This window comes from Chromobacterium sinusclupearum, assembly GCF_002902845.1.
GTDB lineage: Bacteria > Pseudomonadota > Gammaproteobacteria > Burkholderiales > Chromobacteriaceae > Chromobacterium > Chromobacterium sinusclupearum.
This window is the reverse complement of record NZ_PPTF01000068.1, coordinates 3,483-22,636: the sequence shown is the minus strand read 5'-3', so window position 1 is coordinate 22,636 and position 19,154 is coordinate 3,483. Positions and strand designations below refer to the sequence as shown.

16 protein-coding genes and 2 tRNA genes are annotated in these 19,154 nt (G+C 61.1%); 11 read left to right on the top strand and 7 right to left on the bottom strand.

Annotated features, from left to right (window positions below):
* The first annotated feature begins 48 nt into the window (after positions 1-48).
* From C2134_RS14010 to C2134_RS13990, 5 genes are all read left to right on the top strand, one after another.
* Positions 49-606 (top strand): GNAT family N-acetyltransferase, encoded by a 558-nt coding sequence (locus C2134_RS14010; RefSeq protein WP_103320786.1) that lies wholly within the window; start codon positions 49-51, stop codon positions 604-606.
* A complete protein-coding gene (locus C2134_RS14005) occupies positions 594-1,127 on the top strand; it encodes a GNAT family N-acetyltransferase (RefSeq protein WP_103320785.1) in 534 nt (177 codons plus the stop codon). The genes C2134_RS14010 and C2134_RS14005 overlap by 13 nt, the downstream gene beginning before the upstream one ends.
* Positions 1,124-2,227, top strand: a complete 1,104-nt coding sequence (ribD, locus tag C2134_RS14000; protein WP_233196459.1) for a bifunctional diaminohydroxyphosphoribosylaminopyrimidine deaminase/5-amino-6-(5-phosphoribosylamino)uracil reductase RibD — start codon at positions 1,124-1,126, stop codon at positions 2,225-2,227. The genes C2134_RS14005 and ribD overlap by 4 nt, the downstream gene beginning before the upstream one ends.
* A 99-nt stretch (positions 2,228-2,326) precedes the next feature.
* Positions 2,327-2,977 carry a hypothetical protein gene (locus tag C2134_RS13995; RefSeq protein WP_103320784.1) on the top strand — a complete coding sequence of 217 codons (651 nt, stop codon included), beginning with the start codon at positions 2,327-2,329 and terminating at the stop codon, positions 2,975-2,977.
* 136 nt (positions 2,978-3,113) lie between these two features.
* Positions 3,114-4,601, top strand: a complete 1,488-nt coding sequence (locus tag C2134_RS13990; protein ID WP_103320783.1) for a carboxypeptidase M32 — start codon at positions 3,114-3,116, stop codon at positions 4,599-4,601.
* 45 nt (positions 4,602-4,646) lie between these two features.
* On the opposite strand, the gene C2134_RS13985 is transcribed toward C2134_RS13990, so the two are convergent.
* Both C2134_RS13985 and C2134_RS13980 read right to left on the bottom strand, forming a co-directional pair.
* A complete protein-coding gene (locus C2134_RS13985; RefSeq protein WP_103320782.1) occupies positions 4,647-5,501 on the bottom strand; it encodes an HDOD domain-containing protein in 855 nt (284 codons plus the stop codon).
* A gap of 145 nt (positions 5,502-5,646) precedes the next feature.
* Positions 5,647-6,516: an alpha/beta fold hydrolase gene (locus C2134_RS13980; protein WP_103320781.1), complete on the bottom strand. Its 870-nt coding sequence runs from the start codon at positions 6,514-6,516 to the stop codon at positions 5,647-5,649.
* A 703-nt stretch (positions 6,517-7,219) separates the two neighbouring features.
* Here C2134_RS13980 and C2134_RS13975 point away from each other — a divergent pair.
* The 4 genes from C2134_RS13975 to C2134_RS13960 all read left to right on the top strand — a co-directional run bounded on the left by C2134_RS13975 (position 7,220) and on the right by C2134_RS13960 (position 12,202).
* Complete coding sequence (locus C2134_RS13975; protein ID WP_103320780.1) at positions 7,220-7,744, top strand: fimbrial protein; 525 nt, start codon at positions 7,220-7,222, stop codon at positions 7,742-7,744.
* 67 nt (positions 7,745-7,811) lie between these two features.
* A complete protein-coding gene (locus tag C2134_RS13970) occupies positions 7,812-8,561 on the top strand; it encodes a fimbrial biogenesis chaperone (RefSeq protein ID WP_103320779.1) in 750 nt (249 codons plus the stop codon).
* A 54-nt stretch (positions 8,562-8,615) separates the two neighbouring features.
* Positions 8,616-11,192, top strand: a complete 2,577-nt coding sequence (locus C2134_RS13965) for a fimbria/pilus outer membrane usher protein (protein ID WP_103320778.1) — start codon at positions 8,616-8,618, stop codon at positions 11,190-11,192.
* Positions 11,193-11,236: 44 nt separating this feature from the next.
* Positions 11,237-12,202, top strand: a complete 966-nt coding sequence (locus C2134_RS13960; protein ID WP_158248773.1) for a fimbrial protein — start codon at positions 11,237-11,239, stop codon at positions 12,200-12,202.
* A gap of 71 nt (positions 12,203-12,273) precedes the next feature.
* On the opposite strand, the gene C2134_RS22130 is transcribed toward C2134_RS13960, so the two are convergent.
* The 3 genes from C2134_RS22130 to C2134_RS13945 form a co-directional block, all read right to left on the bottom strand.
* On the bottom strand, positions 12,274-12,576 hold the full coding sequence (locus C2134_RS22130; protein ID WP_103320776.1) for a fimbrial protein: 303 nt from the start codon (positions 12,574-12,576) through the stop codon (positions 12,274-12,276).
* A gap of 419 nt (positions 12,577-12,995) precedes the next feature.
* Positions 12,996-14,612, bottom strand: a complete 1,617-nt coding sequence (locus C2134_RS13950) for an MFS transporter (protein WP_103320775.1) — start codon at positions 14,610-14,612, stop codon at positions 12,996-12,998.
* Positions 14,609-16,261, bottom strand: coding sequence for a GMC family oxidoreductase (locus tag C2134_RS13945; protein WP_103320774.1), 1,653 nt, complete (start codon positions 16,259-16,261; stop codon positions 14,609-14,611). The genes C2134_RS13950 and C2134_RS13945 overlap by 4 nt, the downstream gene beginning before the upstream one ends.
* Positions 16,262-16,424: 163 nt before the next feature.
* Between C2134_RS13945 and C2134_RS13940 the strand changes: the two genes are divergently transcribed.
* Together C2134_RS13940 and C2134_RS13935 are read left to right on the top strand one after the other, a co-directional pair.
* A complete protein-coding gene (locus C2134_RS13940; protein ID WP_103320773.1) occupies positions 16,425-17,336 on the top strand; it encodes a LysR family transcriptional regulator in 912 nt (303 codons plus the stop codon).
* A gap of 83 nt (positions 17,337-17,419) precedes the next feature.
* Entirely contained in the window at positions 17,420-18,829 is a 1,410-nt protein-coding gene (locus tag C2134_RS13935; protein ID WP_233196457.1) for a DHA2 family efflux MFS transporter permease subunit, read from the top strand.
* A gap of 91 nt (positions 18,830-18,920) precedes the next feature.
* On the opposite strand, the gene C2134_RS13930 is transcribed toward C2134_RS13935, so the two are convergent.
* Both C2134_RS13930 and C2134_RS13925 read right to left on the bottom strand, forming a co-directional pair.
* A tRNA-Leu gene (locus C2134_RS13930) sits at positions 18,921-19,007 on the bottom strand.
* Positions 19,008-19,066: 59 nt separating this feature from the next.
* Positions 19,067-19,153: transfer RNA gene (locus C2134_RS13925), tRNA-Leu, on the bottom strand.
* Position 19,154 lies beyond the last annotated feature (1 nt).

The following is a 19,154-nucleotide window of genomic DNA, read 5'->3' as shown; positions in this document are numbered from 1 at the left end:
GGAGAGGGCTGATTAGTCTGGATATTTCTTTGTCATTTTAAAGATGCCATGACTACCCTCGCCCAGACACACCTTGCCCTGTTGCCGCCCGGCGTTGACCACGCCGAGCGGCTGTTCGCATTGATAGACGAGAGCCGCCAGACGCTGCGGGCCTGGCTGCCGTGGGTGGATGCCACCCGCAGCGTGGAAGACAGCCGGCAGTTTCTGGCCGGCATCGCCGATGGCCAGCGCAACGGCGCGGCCTGTACCACCTGGTTGATCGAATTGGACGGCGAGTTGGCCGGCTGCATCGATATCCATGGCGTCAGCGCGCTGCATCGTTCCGGCTACCTGGGCTACTGGCTGGCCGACCGTTTTGTCGGCCGCGGCCTGATGCGCGGCGCGGTGGCGCAGGCGCTGGATATCGGATTCGGCGAACGGGGCCTGAACCGCATCGCCATCGTGGCGGGCGTGGAGAACGCGCGCAGCCGGGCGGTGGCCGAGCGTCTGGGGTTCAGCCTGGAAGGCGTGCAGCGCGACGGCCTGTATTTGCACGGTCGCTACCATGATGCCTGCCAGTACAGCCTGCTGGCCAGGGAGTGGAAAGGATTGCGATGCCCACGGTGACCATCCGGCCCGCCGATCCCGCTGCCGATGCGGCGGCGCTGTATGCCTTGATTGAAAGCTATCGCGCCACGCTGAGCCAATGGATGGCCGGCATCGTCAAGCCGCAGTCGGCGGCGGATACCGCGGCTTTTCTGCGGCAGCAGGTTCAGGGCAATGCGGAAGGGCGCAGCGTCCACAGGTTGATCGAAGTGGACGGCGAGATCGCCGGCATCTGTTCATTGCACGGCATCAGCCAAGCGCATCGCTATGCGCGCATCGGTTATTGGCTGGCGGATTGTCATGTCGGCAAGGGCGTGATGCAGCAGGCGCTGCGGCAGCTATTGCGCCATGGTTTCGACGAGCTGGGCCTGCATCGAGTGGAATTGGGTTGCGCGCCGGAAAATGTCCGCAGCTGCAAGGTGGCGGAAAGCCTGGGCTTCCGGCTGGAAGGCGAGCTGCGCGACGCGCAGTATCTGAACGGCCGCTACTGGAATATGCGTTGTTACGGCCTATTGGCCGATGAATGGAAGAATCGAGCATGATGGATTATAGCGCCGACGATCACCTGTATATGCAGCGCGCGCTGCGGCTGGCCGAAGGCGCGACTCGCCGCGCCGCGCCCAATCCCGGCGTCGGCTGCGTGCTGGTGCGCGAAGGCAAGGTGATAGGCGAGGGCGCGACGCTGGCGGTGGGTTCCGATCACGCGGAAATCCAGGCCATCAAGGATTGCCTGGCGCGCGGCGATAGTCCGCGCGGCGCTACCGCCTACGTGACCTTGGAGCCGTGCAGCCACCATGGCCGCACCCCGCCGTGCGCGGAGAGGCTGATCGCCGAGGGCATCGACCGCGTCGTGGCGGCGATGGTCGATCCGTATCATGAGGTGGCAGGCCGCGGCATCGCCATGCTGCAGGCCGCCGGCATTTCCGCGGCGGCGGGCCTGATGGAGCCGGAGGCGCGCCGCGTGCACCGCGGCTTCCTGTCGCGCGTCGAACGCGGCCGGCCGTGGGTGATCCTGAAAGCGGCGGCCACGCTGGACGGCAAGACCGCGCTGCTGAATGGCAGCAGCAAGTGGATCACCGGGCCGCAAGCCAGGCTGGACGTGCAGCGTTTGCGCGCCGCGCATTGCGCCATCCTCACCGGCAGCGGCACGGTGCTGGCGGACGACCCGCAGTTGACGGTGCGTGAGGTGCCGGTGGCGGTTCAGCCGTGGCGGGTGGTTTTGGACGGCGATCTGCGCACCGATCCTTCCAGCCGCATCTATCCTGGCGGGCGAAGCGTGCTGGCCACCTGCGTCGATGACGAGGCGCGGTTGGCGGCATTCCGCGCGCAGGGCGTCGAGCCGCTGATTCTGGGTCGGCGCGGGGGCAAGGCCGATCTGGCCGCGTTGCTGAGCCGCCTGGGCGAACGCGGCATCAATGAGCTGATGGTAGAGGCCGGCGCCGGCCTCAACGGCGCGCTGCTGCGCGCCGGGCTGGTTGACGAGATTGTGCTGTATCTGGCGCCGGCGCTGGCCGGCGACGCCGCGTGCGGCCTGTTCTCCTGGCCAGCGCTGGAGGATCTGGCCGACAAGACGCGTCTGGAAATCGTTGACGTGGCCAAGGTTGGCGGCGATTTGCGGCTGAACTTGCGGCCGCAAGCTTAAGCGGTTGGGTCTGGCAGTCATCATTTTGTTGCGCCAAGCGTTGTATGCTCAAACAGTGGGAATATGGGAGTGTGCGAGCATGGCGGGCAAGGAGCGGAGATGGCGGCACTGAAGGACGCATTGACGGCCTATCTGCATTTGATTGAACGGCTGGGCGCCACGCCGGATGTGGTGGCGGCGCGGCGCGAGCTGTTGCAGAAGCTGCTGGACGGCCTGGCCGGCAAGCGGCGGGATGTCGACAGCTATCATGCCGGCGTGGACGTGTTTCTGGCCGGCTGTCCCTTGCAGGAGAAATTGCTGGCGGTGACCTGCGCCCGCGAGTTTTTCTACTTCTGGCTGGATGACATGAAGAAGGTGATGGAGATCACCTCCGGCGCCGGCTTCACTGTGCGCAACCTCGACATGCCGTTGCAGGGATCGCTGGATGCGCTGCTGCAGTTGATGCGGCGGACAGGTTTCCAGCGCTATCCGCCCTCGCTGGGCCTTTACCTTGGCAAGCTATTCGAGGACGGCATGGCGGAAGACGAGATCCGCCGTCGCGAAACGCTGCTACAGGCCTTGTTGTTTCTGCTTGATTCCCATCCTTTCCATGCGAGCAGCTACCGCATGGCGGTGGATGCCTTGCTGCTGCATTTGGATTCGCAACAAGACGGCGAATACCTGCGCCAACTGGTGCGCGAGTACTTCCCGCATTGGCAGTCCTTTCCGTTTGCTTCGCAACGCTTGGGCGCATCCGGTAAGATTGCGTGAGAAAAACTCATTCTAAACCGGCTTTTCTGAGCAAAAATTCCCTTGTTTCTTATTGTTTTTCAGCATGATCTTCCGCGCTTGACCATTAAATAGTGTCATGTGAGTATGGGGTGAAATCCATACAAAGGAGGATGCCATGCTGAATCAAAAGGCCTATCAAAGCCTCAGCCACACTTTTCAAAGACTGCATCGTTTTGGCCATCTCGGCGCCATCGCTGGCTGGGATCAGGCCGCCATGATGCCGCCCAAGGGCAATGAAGCGCGCGCGGCCGCCCAGGCCGAGCTGCAGGTGCTAATGCACCAGCTGATCACCGCGCCGCAATTGCAGGAGCAGCTGCAGGCCGCGGAGCAAGAAGACCTGGACCCGGCGCAGCGCGCCAATCTGCGCGAAATGCGCCGCGAATGGCAGCAAGCCAATCTGCTTCCGGCCGAACTGGTGGAGGCCAAATCCTTGGCGGCCGCGCGCTGCGAACACGCCTGGCGCAGCCAGCGCAAGGATAATGATTGGCAGGGTTTCCTGGCCAATTTCCGCGAAGTGTTGCGGCTGGCGCGCGAAGAGGCGGCGCTGCTGGCGCAGATCAACGGCGTAAGCCGCTACGATGCCCTGCTGGACAAGTACGAGCCGGGCATGAAGAGCGCGGACATCGCGCGCATCTTCGATGACGTTAAATCCTGGCTGCCGGGCCTGATCGAGGCCGTACGCGCCAAACAGGCCGGCGAGGCCGTGATTCAGCCGACGGGGCCGTTCCCGGTGGCCTTGCAGCGCGATCTGGGTCTGGAGGTGATGCAGCTCTTGGGCTTCGACTTCGACGCCGGCCGGCTGGACGTCAGCAACCATCCGTTCTGCGGCGGCGTGCCGGAGGATGTGCGCATCACCACGCGCTACCGTGAAGACGATTTTGTGCAAAGCCTGATGGGCATCATCCATGAGACCGGCCATGCCCGCTATGAGCAGGGACTGCCGCGGCAATGGGTGGAGCAGCCAGTGGGCCGCGCCCGCTCCATGGGCATTCACGAGAGCCAGAGCCTATCGTTCGAGATGCAATTGGGCCGCAGCCGCGGCTTCCTGGAGTTGATTGCGCCGCTGATCCGCCGCCGTTTTGGCGACCAGCCGGCGTTCGAAGCCGACAACCTGGCGCGGCTGTATACCCGCGTCGAGCCTGGTTACATCCGCGTTGACGCCGACGAGTTGTGCTACCCGGCGCATGTGATTCTGCGTTTCGAGATCGAGCGCGCGTTGATCAATGGCGAGATCGAGGCCGAGGATGTGCCAGCGCTGTGGGACGAGAAGATGATGGCCTATCTGGGCATCGATACCCGCGGCAACTACCGCGACGGCTGCCTGCAGGACATCCATTGGACCGATACCTTCGGCTACTTTCCCAGCTACACGCTGGGCGCGATGTACGCGGCGCAGTATTTCGCCGTCTTGCGCCGGCAGGAGCCGAATCTGGATGCCCGCGTCGCGGCAGGCGATCTGTCGCCGGTATTCGACTGGCTGCAGGCCCACATCTGGAGCCAAGGCAGTTTGTGGACGACGGACGAGCTGGTGCGGCGGGCGACGGGCGAGGCGCTGAATCCGGCCCATTATCGCGCGCATCTGGAGGCGCGCTACCTGGCTTAAGCGCGGCTGCATAGTCTTGCTCTGCGCTGCCAGTTTTATGTCGTATCAGTTGCCGGCCATCTGCTGGTGCAGATGGTCGCACCAGTCCTCGAATTCCACCAGGTCCAATCCCAGGTAGGCCAGCACGGCGGCGCGGCGCTGCGGCCAGCCTGGGTCTTCATGACCGGGCAGCGAGGTGCGCCAGGCGTGCTGCGCCGCGCGCGTCACCGCCACCATCATCCGGCCTTCATGGTCCAGCAGGGCGTCCGGTCCGGTGTCCAATATCTGCGGGTCGTACTGCAGCAGGATGGCGCGGGCAAAGTTTTCCGGCATGTGCCAGACCTTGGCCACCAGATAGCCCACCACCGTGTGGTCGGTGCCGTGCAGCTGCTGTTGCACCTTGCAGATGCGTTCGTCGTCGGCCAGCTCCATCAGCTGCAAGGTGCGCGCATAGCCGGCCTGTCGCATCAGTAGGATGGCGATGCCGCAGCCGTGGAACAGCGCGAAGCTCTGGCACTGGTCCGGCACATGGGCCAGCCGCTCGCTGAGCAGGCCTGACACCGTGGCCAGTTGCATCGCCTTGTCCCAAAACACCTCCAGCGCCTGCGGCGTTTCCTGCGTCAGCCGGCTGCGCAGCACCAGGCCGCTGGCCAGATTGATCACATTGTTGACGCCAAGCAAGTTGATGGCCTGAGCGATGGACTGAATCTTGCGGCCCTGCCCCAAGGCGGGGGAATTGGCCGCCTTCAGCATGGCGATGCCCAAGGCAGGATCGCTGCCGACCAGCTCGCTCAGTTCTTGCAGCGGCGATTCGCTGTCATGGCGCAAGGCCTGCAAACGGTCCAGAATTTCTGGGCGCGGCGGAATCACCAGATTTTCCAGCAGCTTCTCGCGCTGCTCTTCATTCAGTTCGTGGGGCATGATCGAAAGCGGGGGAGTGGAGGCTACTTAAGCAGTGTAGCAGCCGCTTTCGGCATGTGATTGGGAATGGGCTGACTCAGAACAAACGGCCGCAAATCTGCTGAGGCTGGGAGCCACCTCGCCTGATGGCCATGGCCCGCCGCCCTCATAGGGTGGCCAGCATGAAGCTTTCCACCGCCTGCGCCAGCTCTTCCGGCTTTTCCCATTGGATCATGTGGCCGGCGCCCGGGATGGTCGTTTCGCTCAGTCGGGCGAAACAGGCGCGGCGCTCATCCAGCGTGGACATGACGCCTTTGACCGCGGGATGTTCAAAGGGATGTTCGCCCATGACCCATAGCACTGGCGCGGCGATGCGGCGCCAGCAGGCCATCGCCTCCTCCAGCCGGTATAGAATCGGGTTGACCATCTTGTGGCGCGGATCGGCGCGATAGGTGACGCCATTCTCGGTCGGGCGGGTCAGCTCCGTCGCCAGCCATTGCGCGCGTTCATCGCTGAGCAAGGGGTTGCGCCCGCGCAGCTTGTCCGCCACTTGTCCTAGATCCGCCATCGCCTCGTAGCCGATGTCGGATTGGGTTTCCCGCAACCAGCGAGCGAAACGCCCCGGGGCCTCGGCCGGCCGCGTGGCATTTAGGCCGAATCCTTCCACCAGCACCAGGCGCTCGATCCGTTCTGGCCGCACTCCGGCGTAAATCCCGGCGATCATCGCCCCCATGCTGTGCCCCAGCAGCCGGACAGGCTGTTCTGGCGACAGCTGCGTCAATAGATCGTCCAGATCGGCCAGGTAGTCCGGGAAGTAATAGCTGCCTTCATTCCACTGACTGTCGCCGAAGCCGCGCAGATCAGGGGCTACGACCTGCCATTCTTGGCACAGGTTTTCCACCATGAACTGGAATGTCGCCGAACTATCCATCCAGCCGTGCAGCGCAACCAGCAACGGTGCGTTATCCGCTCCCCAGCGGCGCAGATGATAGCGGCGACGGTTGACGGTGAGGTATTGGCTGCGGGCGAGGGGCATGGGACTGACTTCCTGAAAGAAGAAACATGGCCAGTCTAAGCGCATGTTGAGAAGCTGAATAGTCGAAGGGGGGAGCAGAATTCGCACAAATTTATGCTTTTGGTATTGTTATTTCATGTAAATTTGCAATCCAGCATCTATATTAAACTAATAATTTAAAATATATTCATAATGATGTAAGAATGATACACTTCAAAATTTACTGGAATTGAAATTTCAAGGAGGAATTTTATTATCTATCAATGCTTTAGGGTGGTTTTTGTTAAGATTTGTTGAGTAAGGCTATGTTGAAAGTCATGTCTAATTTGCTTTAATCTTGCGGCACATCACATCTAGCCGCGCTGCAAGAGGCCTATCAGGATTCGTTCGCTCGCCAGACGTGATGAGAGCTAAGCATCCTCCAGCCATGGCATGGCGATGGGCGGCCATTTACGGCGTCCTGCCATAGCACAGGCTTTCGCTTGTCTATCTCTAATCAAAAATCGATTGATTTTAAATTAATTCGATCTGATTTGATGGATTTTGTTTAATCTGATCATGGTTTTTATTGATAGATGCTGGTTGAGGGCGCAAGGCTCAACCGCTGGTTGTAATCGCAAGATTGCCGAAGATGCCTCGACACGCCGGACAACTCTGCAATTTCCGCCCACTAGGGCCAAGCAATCGGGCATATGCACTGCCCGCAATTTAAACGGAGACTTTCATGAAACAGATCGTAACTGCAGCGCTGATTGGACTGGGTTTGTACTCTTCTGCCGCCATGGCCGCTGACGGCCAAATCACCGTCACTGGAAACATCGTGGCGCAGACCTGCAACATCGCCGGCAACTCGGGCCAGAACGTAACCGTGACCCTGCCGACCGTGGGCGCAGCCTCCCTGGCTGCCAAGGGCCAAACTTCCGGCGCCACGCCGTTCGCCATCACTTTGAGCAACTGCCCTTCCGCCCTGAAGAATGCACAGACCCGCTTTGAGGTTGGTCCGACTGTCAATGCGACTACCGGCAATCTGTTGAACGCTACCGGCTCCGGCGCTGCCAGCAATGTGGAAGTTCAGCTGCTGAACAACAGCTTCAACGCCATCAACCTCAGCAACAATGCCAATTCGCAAGTGGTGCCGATCAGCAGCGGCGGCGCTTCCATGGCCTATTACGCCCAGTACTACGCTACCGGCGCGGCTGGCGCGGGTTCGGTGAACACCAGCGTCCAGTACTCGATGACTTACCAGTAATTGGCCTCAAGCGGCTGGCAGCCCGCGGGGCGCCAGCCGATTTCCTTATCTGGAAGCGGATTCAAAAATGAAACAAGCAGTATGGCGCGGAACGCTTGCCTTGGCGTTGGCAGGTTCGGTATGGGCCAGCGGGGCTTTGGCGGGCGTAGTGATCTCCGGCACCCGGGTGGTGTACAAGGCTGAGGACCGCGAGGTCACCGTCAAGGTCAATAATCCTGGCAAGGAGCCGTCTCTGGTACAGGTATGGGCGGATAGCGGCAACGAGAAATCCGTGCCGGACACCGCGGACGCGCCTTTCCTGATCATGCCGCCGATTTTCCGCGTAGATCCGACGAAGGGACAGACTCTGCGCTTGACCTTCACCGGCGCCGATCTGCCTAAGGACAGGGAGTCGGTGTTCTGGCTGAACGTGCTGGATGTGCCGCCGCTGCCCAAGGCGAGCAGCGAGCAGCGGAACTTCATGCAGGTGGCGTTTCGTTCCCGCATCAAGCTGTTTTACCGCCCCTCCGGCCTTTCCGGCACGTCTGATGACGCAGCCGACAAGCTTTCCTGGTCATTACTGCCGCAAGTTGGCGGCAAGGGTTATCTGCTGCGCGCCACCAACCAGGCCGCGTACCACGTTTCGCTCAATCGAGCGGTTCTGTTGATCGGCAAGCATGAGTATGAGACAGACGGCGGGATGGTTCCGCCGGCCGGCAGCCATGACTTTCCCTTGAAAGACCTGAAAAACAAGCCGGAAGGCAGCTTGAAGCTCAATTACGAGAGCATCAACGATTACGGCGCGGCCGTCATGCATAGCGCGCCTTTGCTTCCCTGATCATTTTGCTTGCGCCGGCCTGGGCTGCGCGCTTCCGCAGGACTCAATCTAGCCATGAAGCACTTGAAAACACGACAGCCCGATAGCCGCTGGGTTCTCAGCCCGCTCAGCCTGTTGATTTGCGGCCTGTTCGGCGGGCAAGCTGCCTTGGCGGATGCTCCTGCGGCAGGGAACGCCGCGCTCGATGACGTGCAATTCAACCCGGTGTTCATCAACCAGAACGCCAACGGCAAGCAGGTGGATCTGTCTCGCTTCAACCAGATGGACAGCGCCTTTCCGGGCAACTATCGGGCCGATGTCTATGTCAACGCCACCTGGCTGGGGCGTCGCGACGTGCTGATGAAGGAGTTGGCGGAGCGCAAGGTGCTGGCTTGTTTCAACCGGGCGATGCTTGATGATCTGGGGGTGGACTTCTCGCGCTTGCAGAACGCTGTCGGCGTGCCCGGGCGCGACGAGCCGAGTCGTTGCGTGGACATCGCAACCGTAGTCCCGGGCGCGTTTTCGCGTTTCAACAGCGCCGACCTGCGCCTGGATGTCAGCATTCCTCAAAAATACCTGCGCGCCCAGGCGCGCGGTTACGTCGCGCCGGAATATTGGGATGCCGGCGCGCCATTTGCCGGCTTCCTGAATTACAACGCCAATACCTACCGTTATGACAATGGCGCAGCCGGCAAATCCACCCAGTATTACCTTGGCACCAATGCCGGTTTGAACGTTGGCTTGTGGCGCTTCCGTTATAACGGCACGCTGACCCAGCAGAACAACGGCAAGGGTCAGAGCGAGCGCAACTATCAGAATGCCTCCGCCTATGTCCAGCGCGATATGACGGACTTACGTTCCGTGCTGACCATGGGCGATTATTTCACACCGTCCGACCTGTTCGGCAGCGTGCCTTTCCGCGGCATGCAGATGAGTTCCGACGACCGGATGCAACCGGAGTCGCAGCAAGGCTATGCGCCCGTGGTGCGCGGCGTGGCCGAAACCAATGCCAAAGTGTCGATCCGTCAGAACGGCAATCTGATCTATGAGAACGCGGTGCCGCCTGGCGAGTTCAGCATTGATGATCTGTACAACACCGGTTTTGCCGGCGATCTGGAAGTGACGGTGACCGAGGCCGACGGCCGCGTGCGCAAGTTCATCGTGCCTTACGCCGCCGTGCCGCAGTTGTTGCGCGCGGGGCAGTCGCGTTATTCGTTCACGGCCGGCCAATGGCGCGACAGCGCGCTGAGCAAGCGCCCCAATTTCGCTCAGGCCACCTATCAGCGTGGCATCAGCAACAGCCTGACTCTATATGGCGGCGTGATCGCCGCCGATCACTACCAGTCTGCGCTGTTCGGTTCCGGCATCAACACGCCATTGGGCGCGCTGGCGCTGGATGTGACCCAGTCTTGGGCCAATGAGCTGCCGTTCAATGCCCCCACTAGCACTATGCAGGGCCAGAGTTACCGGGTGACTTACAGCAAGCTGATGGAGGCGACGCGCACCAACTTTACCGTGGCGGCCTATCGCTTCTCGACTTCAGGCTTTCTTGAACTGAGCGACTATACCAATTTGCTGAATCAGGTTGGCGTAGTGTATCGAGCCAAGAATAAATTCCAGCTGAATGCCGACCAGCCCTTGGGCGATCGCTGGGGCCATGTGTATCTGACCGGCTCCACGCAAGACTATTGGAATCAGCGCGGACGCGATCTGACTTATCAACTGGGTTACAGCAATAATTTCAAGTCGGTGAGTTTCAATCTGTCCGCCGGACGTACCCAGGACTCCACTGGCCGCATCGTCAACCAATACTCGTTGAGCGTTTCCATGCCTCTGGGGCGCGAGCCGCATTCTCCGTTGTTGACCACCAGCGCCAGCAGCAGCAGTGATCGCAGCGGCACTGCCCAGGTCAATTTGAGCGGCACGGCCGGGACTCTGCGCAACCTCAACTACAGCGTTTACGGCAGCGCGAATCGCGACAGCAACGGCGGCAACAACAGCGGCGGGGGCGGCAACGTGCAGTATGCTACGTCGGTGGCCACGCTCAGCGCCGGCGCCAGTGTCAACGGCAGCAATTCGCAGGCGAATGCCGGTATCAGCGGCGCGCTGGTTTTCCATCCGGGCGGCGTGACGCCTGCCCAGTCTCTGGGCGAGTCTATCGCAGTGGTCGAAGCGCCGGGCGCCGAGGGGGCGGCAGTCAGCAACACCAATGGGGTGCGCGTCAATAAGAGCGGTTATGCGGTGGTGACGTCCTTGATGCCGTATCGACAGAATGAAATCACTCTGGATCCGCGCGGCATGAGCCAGGATGTGGAGTTGCAAGAAACGAGCGTGCAGGATGCGCCGCGCGCCGGCGCCATTGTCATGCTGAAGTTCAATACCCAGCAGGGCAAGCCGGTCATCGTGACGCTACGTCGTCCCGATGGCAGCCATTTGCCGGTGGGCGCCACGGTCAGCACCGGCAATGGCGGAGACTTTCTGACCATGGTGGGGCAGGGCGGTCGCGCCTTCCTGCGCGGCATGGAAGGCAAGCCGCTGTTGGTAAGCTGGGGCAGCACTCAAGATCAGCAATGCCGTTTCAGCTATCCGTTGCCGCAGAACACCGGCGGCGCGGCGTATTTGCAGGCGGACGCTGTTTGCGCCCCGCTGTGATGATGATGGCGCGCCTTTGGGCATGCCGGGAAAGCGATAGAAAAATGAAGAAACTGATTTGCCGTGGACTGTATGGATGGATGCTGGCGTTGCTGCTGGCCATGCCGCTGACCAGCCATGCCTTGGGGTGCTGGAACGGCAGCAGCAGCGCCGGCAGTGTCACGTCCACATTCAATCTGCCGGGCAATCTGTATGTTTCCGCCAACGCGCCGGTGGGGACGATCATCTGGCAGTCGTCGCTGCAGAATCTGCAGCTTTACTGCGAACAGAGCGTGGGTGAGAACGTATATTTTTGGGTCAATCCCAAGAATGCGGTGCTGGCCCCCGGTTTGCAGATCGGCATCATTTTTAATGGCCGGACTTACACCCAGAGTAGTGGCGCAATCGATACGGGGATTACGGTACCTCGCAATGGTTTTGTCAGGACTAATCTGCCGTACTCGATTGTGCTATTGAAGACGGCGGGTGCCCCTTCCAGCGGTTCTGCCTCGATTAACCAGTACTCGGTGTTCCAACTGGATGGGAAAGGCGGACTGAATGCGCATCAGGGCATCAACTTCAACCAGTTGATCAATGGTTCGGTCACCTTCACGCCAGGCGGCACCTGCAACTTGAGCGCGAATGGTCAGTACACGATCAACCTGCCGACGGTTGCCGCCACGCAGTTCCCGGCTGTTGGCAGCGCCCAGGCCCGCAATGCTTTCACCATCAGCGCGGTGAATTGTTCGACCGGCGTCAGGACTGCCACCTTCCGTTTCTCCGGCGCGGCGGATGCCAATAATTCGGTCCTGTTCGCCAATACCGGAGGGACGGCGAAAGGGATAGCCATCAATCTGGGTAGTTCGGCGGACAACGCCAACATCGGCGCCAATAACAGCAACAATACCCGGGTCGTGAATGTTCAGTCGCAGTCTGCGCAGTTGGGCCTATTTGTAGAGTATATGCGGACGTCAAATATCGTCCCGGGGAGTCTGCAGACGGCGATCACGATAGACATGCTGTATCAGTAGCCGACACATCCCTCCCAAAATGCAAAAAGCCTTCGGTCATAATGGCCGAAGGCTTTTTTGTTTGCGGACGATCAGTTGTAGATGACCGTAACCAGCTGTCCGCTGCGCTGAGTCGCGGCGCTTGTCATGTTGACAGCAGACAGGCTGAGCGATTGGGTATTGTCCATCCCGGCGCAGGCGTGGCCAGAGGCTATTTTGCGAGCGGCTTGGTATTGATGCGGGTTCATCGCGTATTTCAGCAGATCGCTGCTGCTCTCCGCGCAGGGTTCCTTGACGATGGCGCCGCTGAAGGTGACGGTGCCGCCGTTGGCAGCCAGAGCCAAGCCGGATTGCAGGGCGAACAGCGCTGCCAGAGTGAAAATGACTTTTTTCATTTGAGTCTCCCGGTAGATGACTCCGCATGAGCCGTTGCGGACTTTTTAAACATAAAGTTTAAGTTGATTTGCTTTTGTTTAACATTTCCTATTAAGTTCAGTATAGCTTGCAAAATTCTAAACAACAATGACGTGTTTAATTGAATTATTAATAATAAAACATTACTAATAGGGCGATTATTCAAGACAGGCAGGATGCTGGCAATTCTAGAGTGCAAGCGCCTGCTTGCACGGCACTGCGTTTGAAACGGGATACTTTCAACTTATTGCATTTTGGAAAAATTGCATGGCTTGATGTGCCTTGCAGGATGCAAGGGGAAAACCTGGCCATGTCTGAAGGGCGCATTCAAATTGCGCCGCTGGCAGTGGGTGGAGATGGGAGAAGCCCCCGTGGCAAGCGGGGGCGGTTGAAATGGATGCTATCCGTGCCGATGGATGTCGTTGCGGAAGGTTTCCTTCAGGAACAGCAGGCTTACGGTCAGGCTGACGGCGTAGACCACGATGGGATACCACAGCCCGTACAAGATATCGCCGGTGTAGACCACCAGCGAGAACGCTACGGTAGGCATCAGCCCGCCTATCCAGCCGTTGCCCAGGTGATAGGGCAGCGACATCGAGGTGTAGCGGATGCGGGTGGGGAACAGCTCCACCATCATCGCCGCCAGCGGGCCGTAAGTCAGCGCCGAGATCACCGACAGCAGCACCAGCACCAGCACCACCATCGCATGGTTGATCTTCTCGGGATCGGCCTTGTCCGGATAGCCCGCCGCCTTTAAGCCCGCTTGCAGCGACTTCTTGTCGAAACCCGACTGCACCACGCCGCCGATGTGGATTTCCGTCACGCCGGCCGGCGCGGCTTGCTGTTTGTACGGCACGCCGTTCTTGGCCAGCAGAGCCTTGGCCTGGTCGCACGGGGTGTCTAGCTTGGCCTTGCCTATCGGATCGAACTGGAAGTGGCAAGTGGCCGGGTCTGCCACCACCACCACTGGCGCGCGGGACTGGGCCGACGCCACGTCCGGATTGGCGTAGTCGGTCAGCCAGCGGAAGGCCGGGAAGGTCAGAACCAAGCCCAGAATCAGCCCGGCAAGCAGCACCGGTTTGCGGCCGATGCGGTCGGACAGGTGGCCGAAGTACAGGAACAGCGGCGTGGTGATGATCAGAGACGCGATCAGCATCAGGTTGGCGGTTTGCGGGTCTACCTTCAGGATCTGCGTCAGGAAGAACAGCGAGTAGAACTGTGCGCAGTAGAAGGTGACGGCCTGGCCGCCATTGAAGCCGAACAGCGAGATCAGCACCACTTTCAGGTTGGCCCAGTTGCCGAAGGCCTCGCTGATCGGCGCCTTGGAGTGCTTGCCTTCCGCCTTCATTTTCAGGAAGGCCGGCGATTCCTGCATGGACAGCCGGATCCAGGTGGAAATGGCCAGCAGGATGATGGACAGCAGGAAGGGCAGGCGCCAGCCCCACTCATTGAAGGCGTCCCCGGTCAGCTTGCGGCAAACCAGAATCACCAGCAGCGACAACAGCAGGCCGGCGCCGGCGGTTACCTGAATCCAGCTGGTGTAGCCGCCGCGCTTGTTGTCCGGCGCATGCTCCGCCACGTAGATGGCCGCGCCGCCGTACTCTCCGCCTATGGCCAGGCCCTGCAGCATGCGCAGGCTGACCAGGATGATAGGCGCGGCGATGCCCAGCGTGGCATGGCCCGGCAGCACGCCCACTAGGAAGGTGGACAGACCCATGATGACGATGGTGGCGAGAAAGGTGTACTTGCGGCCCACCATGTCGCCCAGCCGGCCGAATACCAAGGCGCCGAACGGCCGCACTAGGAAGCCGGCGGCAAAGGTCATCAACGCGAAGATGAAAGCGGTGGTCTCGTTGACGCCGGAGAAGAACTGCTTGCCGATGATGGCGGCCAGCGCGCCGTACAGGAAGAAGTCATACCATTCGAACACGGTGCCGAGCGACGAGGCGAGTATCACCTTGCGCTCGGCTCGGCTGATGCCGACGGTGGACGCCGTCGGCGCGATGCTGTTGCTCATGTCCAGGTCTCCTTTGCGGGTGGGGCCGGCGTCCTGATTGGCGCCGGCGTGTTGTTGTCCTGCGCGATCATCTGCGCCGCCTTGGCGGCGATCATCAGCGTAGGGCTATTGGTATTGCCTGAGGTGATGGCGGGCATGATGGAGGCGTCGGCCACGCGCAGCCCGGCAATGCCATGCACGCGCAGCCTGTCGTCGACGACCGCCAGTTCGTCGTTTCCCATCTTGCACGTGCCCACCGGATGGAAAATCGTGGTGCCGATGTCACCGGCTGCGGTTATCAGCTCCTCCTCGCTTTGATACTGCAGTCCTGGCCGGTACTCCTCCGGCAAATAGCGCGCCAGCGCCGGCGCGGCGGCAATGCGGCGGGTCAGCCGGATGGCGGCGGCGGCAATGCGCTGGTCTTCCGGATGGCTGAGGTAGTTGGGTTGGATGATGGGCGGCGCGGCCGGGGCGATGCCGCCGATCGCCACATGGCCGCGGCTGGCCGGCCGCAGATGGCAGACCGAGGCGGTGAAGGCCGGGAAACGGTGCAAGGGTTCGCCGAAGCGGTCCAGCGACAGCGGCTGCACGTGATATTCCAGGTCCGGCCGCGTCGCGTCCGGTCCGCTGCGGGCGAAGGCGCCAAGCTGGCTGGGCGCCATCGACAACGGTCCGCTGCGTTTCCATAAGTATTCCCAGGCCATCGCCAGTTTGCCGCTCCAGCTGGCGGCGCGCTGGTTCAGCGTGGCCACGCCTTGCACCTTGAATACCAGCCGCAGCTGCAGATGGTCTTGCAGATTGGCGCCGACGCCGGGCAGCGCTCGCAGCGGCGCGATGCCATGCCGCGCCAGCAGCGGCGCCGGGCCGATGCCGCTGCGCTGCAGCAAAAGCGGCGAGCCTATGGCGCCGGCGGCGAGGATGATTTCGCCGCGGCAACGGGCTTGCAGACGCTCGCCATGTTGCATAAATGCGATTGCCGCGGCGCGGCCATCGTTTAGCAGCAGTTTGTCCGCCTCCGCCCCGGTCAGCACCGTGAGGTTGGGACGATGGCGGATGGGATGGAGAAAGGCCTTGGCGCAGTTCCAGCGCAAGCCGTCTTTTTGATTGACCTCGAAGTAGCCGCAGCCGGCGTTGTCGCCGCCATTGAAATCCTCTACCGGCGCGATGCCTTGCTGAGCGGCTGAGGCGCGGAAGGCATCCAGAATCTCCCAGGACAGGCGTTGTTTTTCCACCCGCCATTCGCCGGCATGGCCGTGCTGCGGCCGCGCCGGGTCGTAATGGTCTTCCATCTCGATGAAATGCGGCAGCACGTCGCGCCACCCCCAGCCGGCATTGCCCAGAGAGGCCCAATGGTCATAGTCGGCGGCCTGGCCGCGCATATAGATCATGCCGTTTATGGACGAAGACCCGCCCAGCACCTTGCCGCGAGGATAGCCCAGCGCGCGGCCGTTCAGGCCGCTTTCCGCCACCGTGCGGTAGCACCAGTCGGTGCGTGGATTGCCGATGCAATAGAGGTAGCCGACCGGGATGTGTATCCATGGGTAGCTGTCGCGGCCGCCAGCCTCCAGCAGCAGCACGCGCTTGGCTGGATCCGCCGACAGCCGATTGGCCAGCAGGCAGCCGGCGCTGCCGGCGCCGACGATGATGTAGTCGAACTCGCCGCTGAGCATGGTGCGATACCCGCTTATGTCTTTGTCTTGCCGACCATCTAAACCGAAGTGCGTGCGGGTGGAAATAGTCATCGGGAAACAAGGTGTGTTAATTTTTGAACAGCGGATGGCTGCGAGGCTTTCCTGTCCGTGTGCAAACGCACAAGTCCCGATAGGGGGTGGCATGTTCGATTGGAACGATGTGCGCTATTTTCTGGCGCTGCAGCGCTGCGGCAAGCTGTTGGGCGCCGCGCGGCAACTGGGCACCACTCATGCCACGGTGGCGCGCCATATCGATGCGCTGGAACAGGTGATGGGACAGCCGCTGTTCATCCAGCAGGCCGACGGCTACGCGCTGACGGCAGCCGGCCGGCAACTGCTGCCGCTGGCGGAGGCGCTGGAAAATACCGCCTCGCAGATGCTGGACAGCGGCAAGCGCGGCCATGTCGAGGTCAACGGCGTGGTGAGGCTGGGCGCCCCGGAAGGGCTGGGCGCCCAGTTTCTGGCCAGGCACTTGCCCGCCTTGATGGCGCAGTATCCTGGCCTGGAGATAGACCTGGTGGCCGTGCCGCGTTTCGTCAGCATCACCAGCCGCGAAGTGGACATCGCCATTACGCTGGAGCGGCCGCAGGCCAATCTGGTGGTGACCCGCAAACTGACCGATTACTGCCTGGGCTTGTACGCCACGCCGGCCTATCTGGCGACCCATCCGCCCATCGTCGAGCGCGAGGACTTGAACGGCCATGCCATCCTGGCCTATGTCGACGATTTGTTGTTCTCGCGGGAATTGATGTTCCATCATGGCCTATGCCGCCATCCCAGCATGCCGTTGCGCAGCACCAGCGTGGTGGCGCAGAAGGAAGCAGCCCTGGCCGATGGCGGCATCGTGGTGCTGCCTTACTACATGACTTACGACGATCCGCGGCTGGCTCAGCTATTGCCGGAGCTGCGCATCATTCGTTCTTATTGGATCAGCGCGCGCAGCAATATCCGCCGCACGCTGCGCTACCGTGTGGTGTGGGATTACGTGGTGGAGCTGTGCCAGCGCATGCAATGGCTGCTGCTGCATGAAGAGCAAAATCGATCAATCGGGTGAATGCGCTGTGCGACACGGTGTTCGCACGCCGGATGTGGATGGCAAGTGGTACACTCCGACGGTTGTTTTGCCATTCAAAAGTCATGAAGTTGAAAATCGCTCCCGGCATGGTGACGCCGTTGATCGTTGCCACGGCGCTGTTCATGGAGAACATGGACTCCACCGTCATTTCCACTTCCTTGCCGGCCATCGCCCGCGACCTCGCCGTTGATCCGATATCGTTGAAACTGGCTCTGACATCGTATCTGGTGAGTCTGGCGGTGTTCATTCCCATCAGCGGCTGGATGGCCGACCGCTTCGGAGCCAGGCGCATTTTCCGCTCCGCTATTGTGGTGTTCATGTTGGGATCGCTGCTGTGCGCGGCGACCAGTTCGCTGCATGGCTTCGTGATGGCGCGCTTTCTGCAAGGCATAGGTGGGGCCATGATGGTGCCGGTGGGGCGGCTGGTGATTCTGCGCACGATAGACAAGGCCGATCTGGTGCGGGCGCTGAGCTATCTGACGGTGCCGGCTTTGCTGGGCCCGGTGATCGGCCCGCCGCTGGGCGGCTTCATCAGCACGTATTTTCACTGGCGCTGGATCTTTCTGATCAATATCCCCATCGGTTTGTTGGGGCTGGCGCTGGCCGGGCGTTTCATCGCCAATCTGAAAGAGGACGATGTGCCCAAGCTCGACCTGGCCGGCTTCGTCTTCACCGGCGCCGGTTTGTCCATGCTGATGCTGGGTCTGGCTTCGGAGGGCAAGCATATGTTGTCGGCCCAGGCGTCGATCTGGCTGACCGTCATCGGCGCGGCGCTGCTGCTGGCTTATCTGTGGCACTACAGGCGGCAGGCGCATCCGTTGCTGGATCTTTCCTTGCTGCGCCTGCCGACGTTCCATGCCGGCGTAGTGGGCGGTTTCATGTTCCGCGTCGGCATCGGCACCATTCCGTTCCTGCTGCCGCTGATGCTGCAGCTGGGTTTCGGTTTCTCGCCATTTGAATCTGGCCTCTTGACCTGTTCCACGGCAATGGGGGCGATAGGGATGAAGACCATCGTCGCCAAGGTGCTGCAGCAGTTCGGCTTCCGCCGCATCCTGATACTCAACAGCATCCTGGCCGGTTGTTCGGTAGCCGTGTACGTATTGTTCCAGGCCGATACGCCGCATTCGGTCTTGCTGGCGGTGTTTGTGCTGGGCGGGTGTTTGCGCTCGCTGCAGTTCACCAGTTTGAACGCCATCACGTTTGCCGATGTCGGCAAGGACAGGCTCAGCCATGCCACCAGCTTGTCCAGCGTGGCGCAGCAGCTGGCAGCCGGTTTTGGCGTGACGGTGGGCGCGTTCGCCTTGCAGAGCGTGGCCTGGCTGCAAGGCCATCAGCAGCTGCAAGCCGACGACTTTGGCCACGCCTTCCTGATCATGGGAGGGCTGACCGCGCTGTCCAGCTTGCTGTTCCTGCGGCTGGCGCCGAATGCCGGGCAGCAGGTGTCGGCTGGGCATGAGGGCGGGGGCAAGTAAGGGGCAGGGCGCCGCCGTTGGGCGGCGCTTTGCCGCATGGGTGGCGAGAATGCAAAAAAGCCGTTGATCTATGATCAACGGCTTTTTTGTTTGGTGCCCAAGAGAAGACTCGAACTTCCACACCCTTGCGGGCGCTAGGACCTGAACCTAGTGCGTCTACCAATTCCGCCACCTGGGCAAATCTCTAAATTGTCATGCCACAAGTTTCTTAACTCAGCGAAACCTGCTTGGAAACTTTGGTGCCCAGGAGAAGACTCGAACTTCCACAGTGTTGCCACCGCTAGGACCTGAACCTAGTGCGTCTACCAATTCCGCCACCTGGGCC

Bases quoted from the DNA above. Each gene is read 5' to 3' on its own strand.
- C2134_RS14010 (WP_103320786.1), top strand. From the start codon at position 49: ATGACTACCCTCGCCCAGACACACCTTGCCCTGTTGCCGCCCGGCGTT.
- C2134_RS14005 (WP_103320785.1), top strand. From the start codon at position 594: ATGCCCACGGTGACCATCCGGCCCGCCGATCCCGCTGCCGATGCGGCG.
- ribD (WP_233196459.1), top strand. From the start codon at position 1,124: ATGATGGATTATAGCGCCGACGATCACCTGTATATGCAGCGCGCGCTG.
- C2134_RS13995 (WP_103320784.1), top strand. From the start codon at position 2,327: ATGGCGGCACTGAAGGACGCATTGACGGCCTATCTGCATTTGATTGAA.
- C2134_RS13990 (WP_103320783.1), top strand. From the start codon at position 3,114: ATGCTGAATCAAAAGGCCTATCAAAGCCTCAGCCACACTTTTCAAAGA.
- C2134_RS13985 (WP_103320782.1), bottom strand. From the start codon at position 5,501: ATGCCCCACGAACTGAATGAAGAGCAGCGCGAGAAGCTGCTGGAAAAT.
- C2134_RS13980 (WP_103320781.1), bottom strand. From the start codon at position 6,516: ATGCCCCTCGCCCGCAGCCAATACCTCACCGTCAACCGTCGCCGCTAT.
- C2134_RS13975 (WP_103320780.1), top strand. From the start codon at position 7,220: ATGAAACAGATCGTAACTGCAGCGCTGATTGGACTGGGTTTGTACTCT.
- C2134_RS13970 (WP_103320779.1), top strand. From the start codon at position 7,812: ATGAAACAAGCAGTATGGCGCGGAACGCTTGCCTTGGCGTTGGCAGGT.
- C2134_RS13965 (WP_103320778.1), top strand. From the start codon at position 8,616: ATGAAGCACTTGAAAACACGACAGCCCGATAGCCGCTGGGTTCTCAGC.
- C2134_RS13960 (WP_158248773.1), top strand. From the start codon at position 11,237: ATGAAGAAACTGATTTGCCGTGGACTGTATGGATGGATGCTGGCGTTG.
- C2134_RS22130 (WP_103320776.1), bottom strand. From the start codon at position 12,576: ATGAAAAAAGTCATTTTCACTCTGGCAGCGCTGTTCGCCCTGCAATCC.
- C2134_RS13950 (WP_103320775.1), bottom strand. From the start codon at position 14,612: ATGAGCAACAGCATCGCGCCGACGGCGTCCACCGTCGGCATCAGCCGA.
- C2134_RS13945 (WP_103320774.1), bottom strand. From the start codon at position 16,261: ATGCTCAGCGGCGAGTTCGACTACATCATCGTCGGCGCCGGCAGCGCC.
- C2134_RS13940 (WP_103320773.1), top strand. From the start codon at position 16,425: ATGTTCGATTGGAACGATGTGCGCTATTTTCTGGCGCTGCAGCGCTGC.
- C2134_RS13935 (WP_233196457.1), top strand. From the start codon at position 17,420: ATGAAGTTGAAAATCGCTCCCGGCATGGTGACGCCGTTGATCGTTGCC.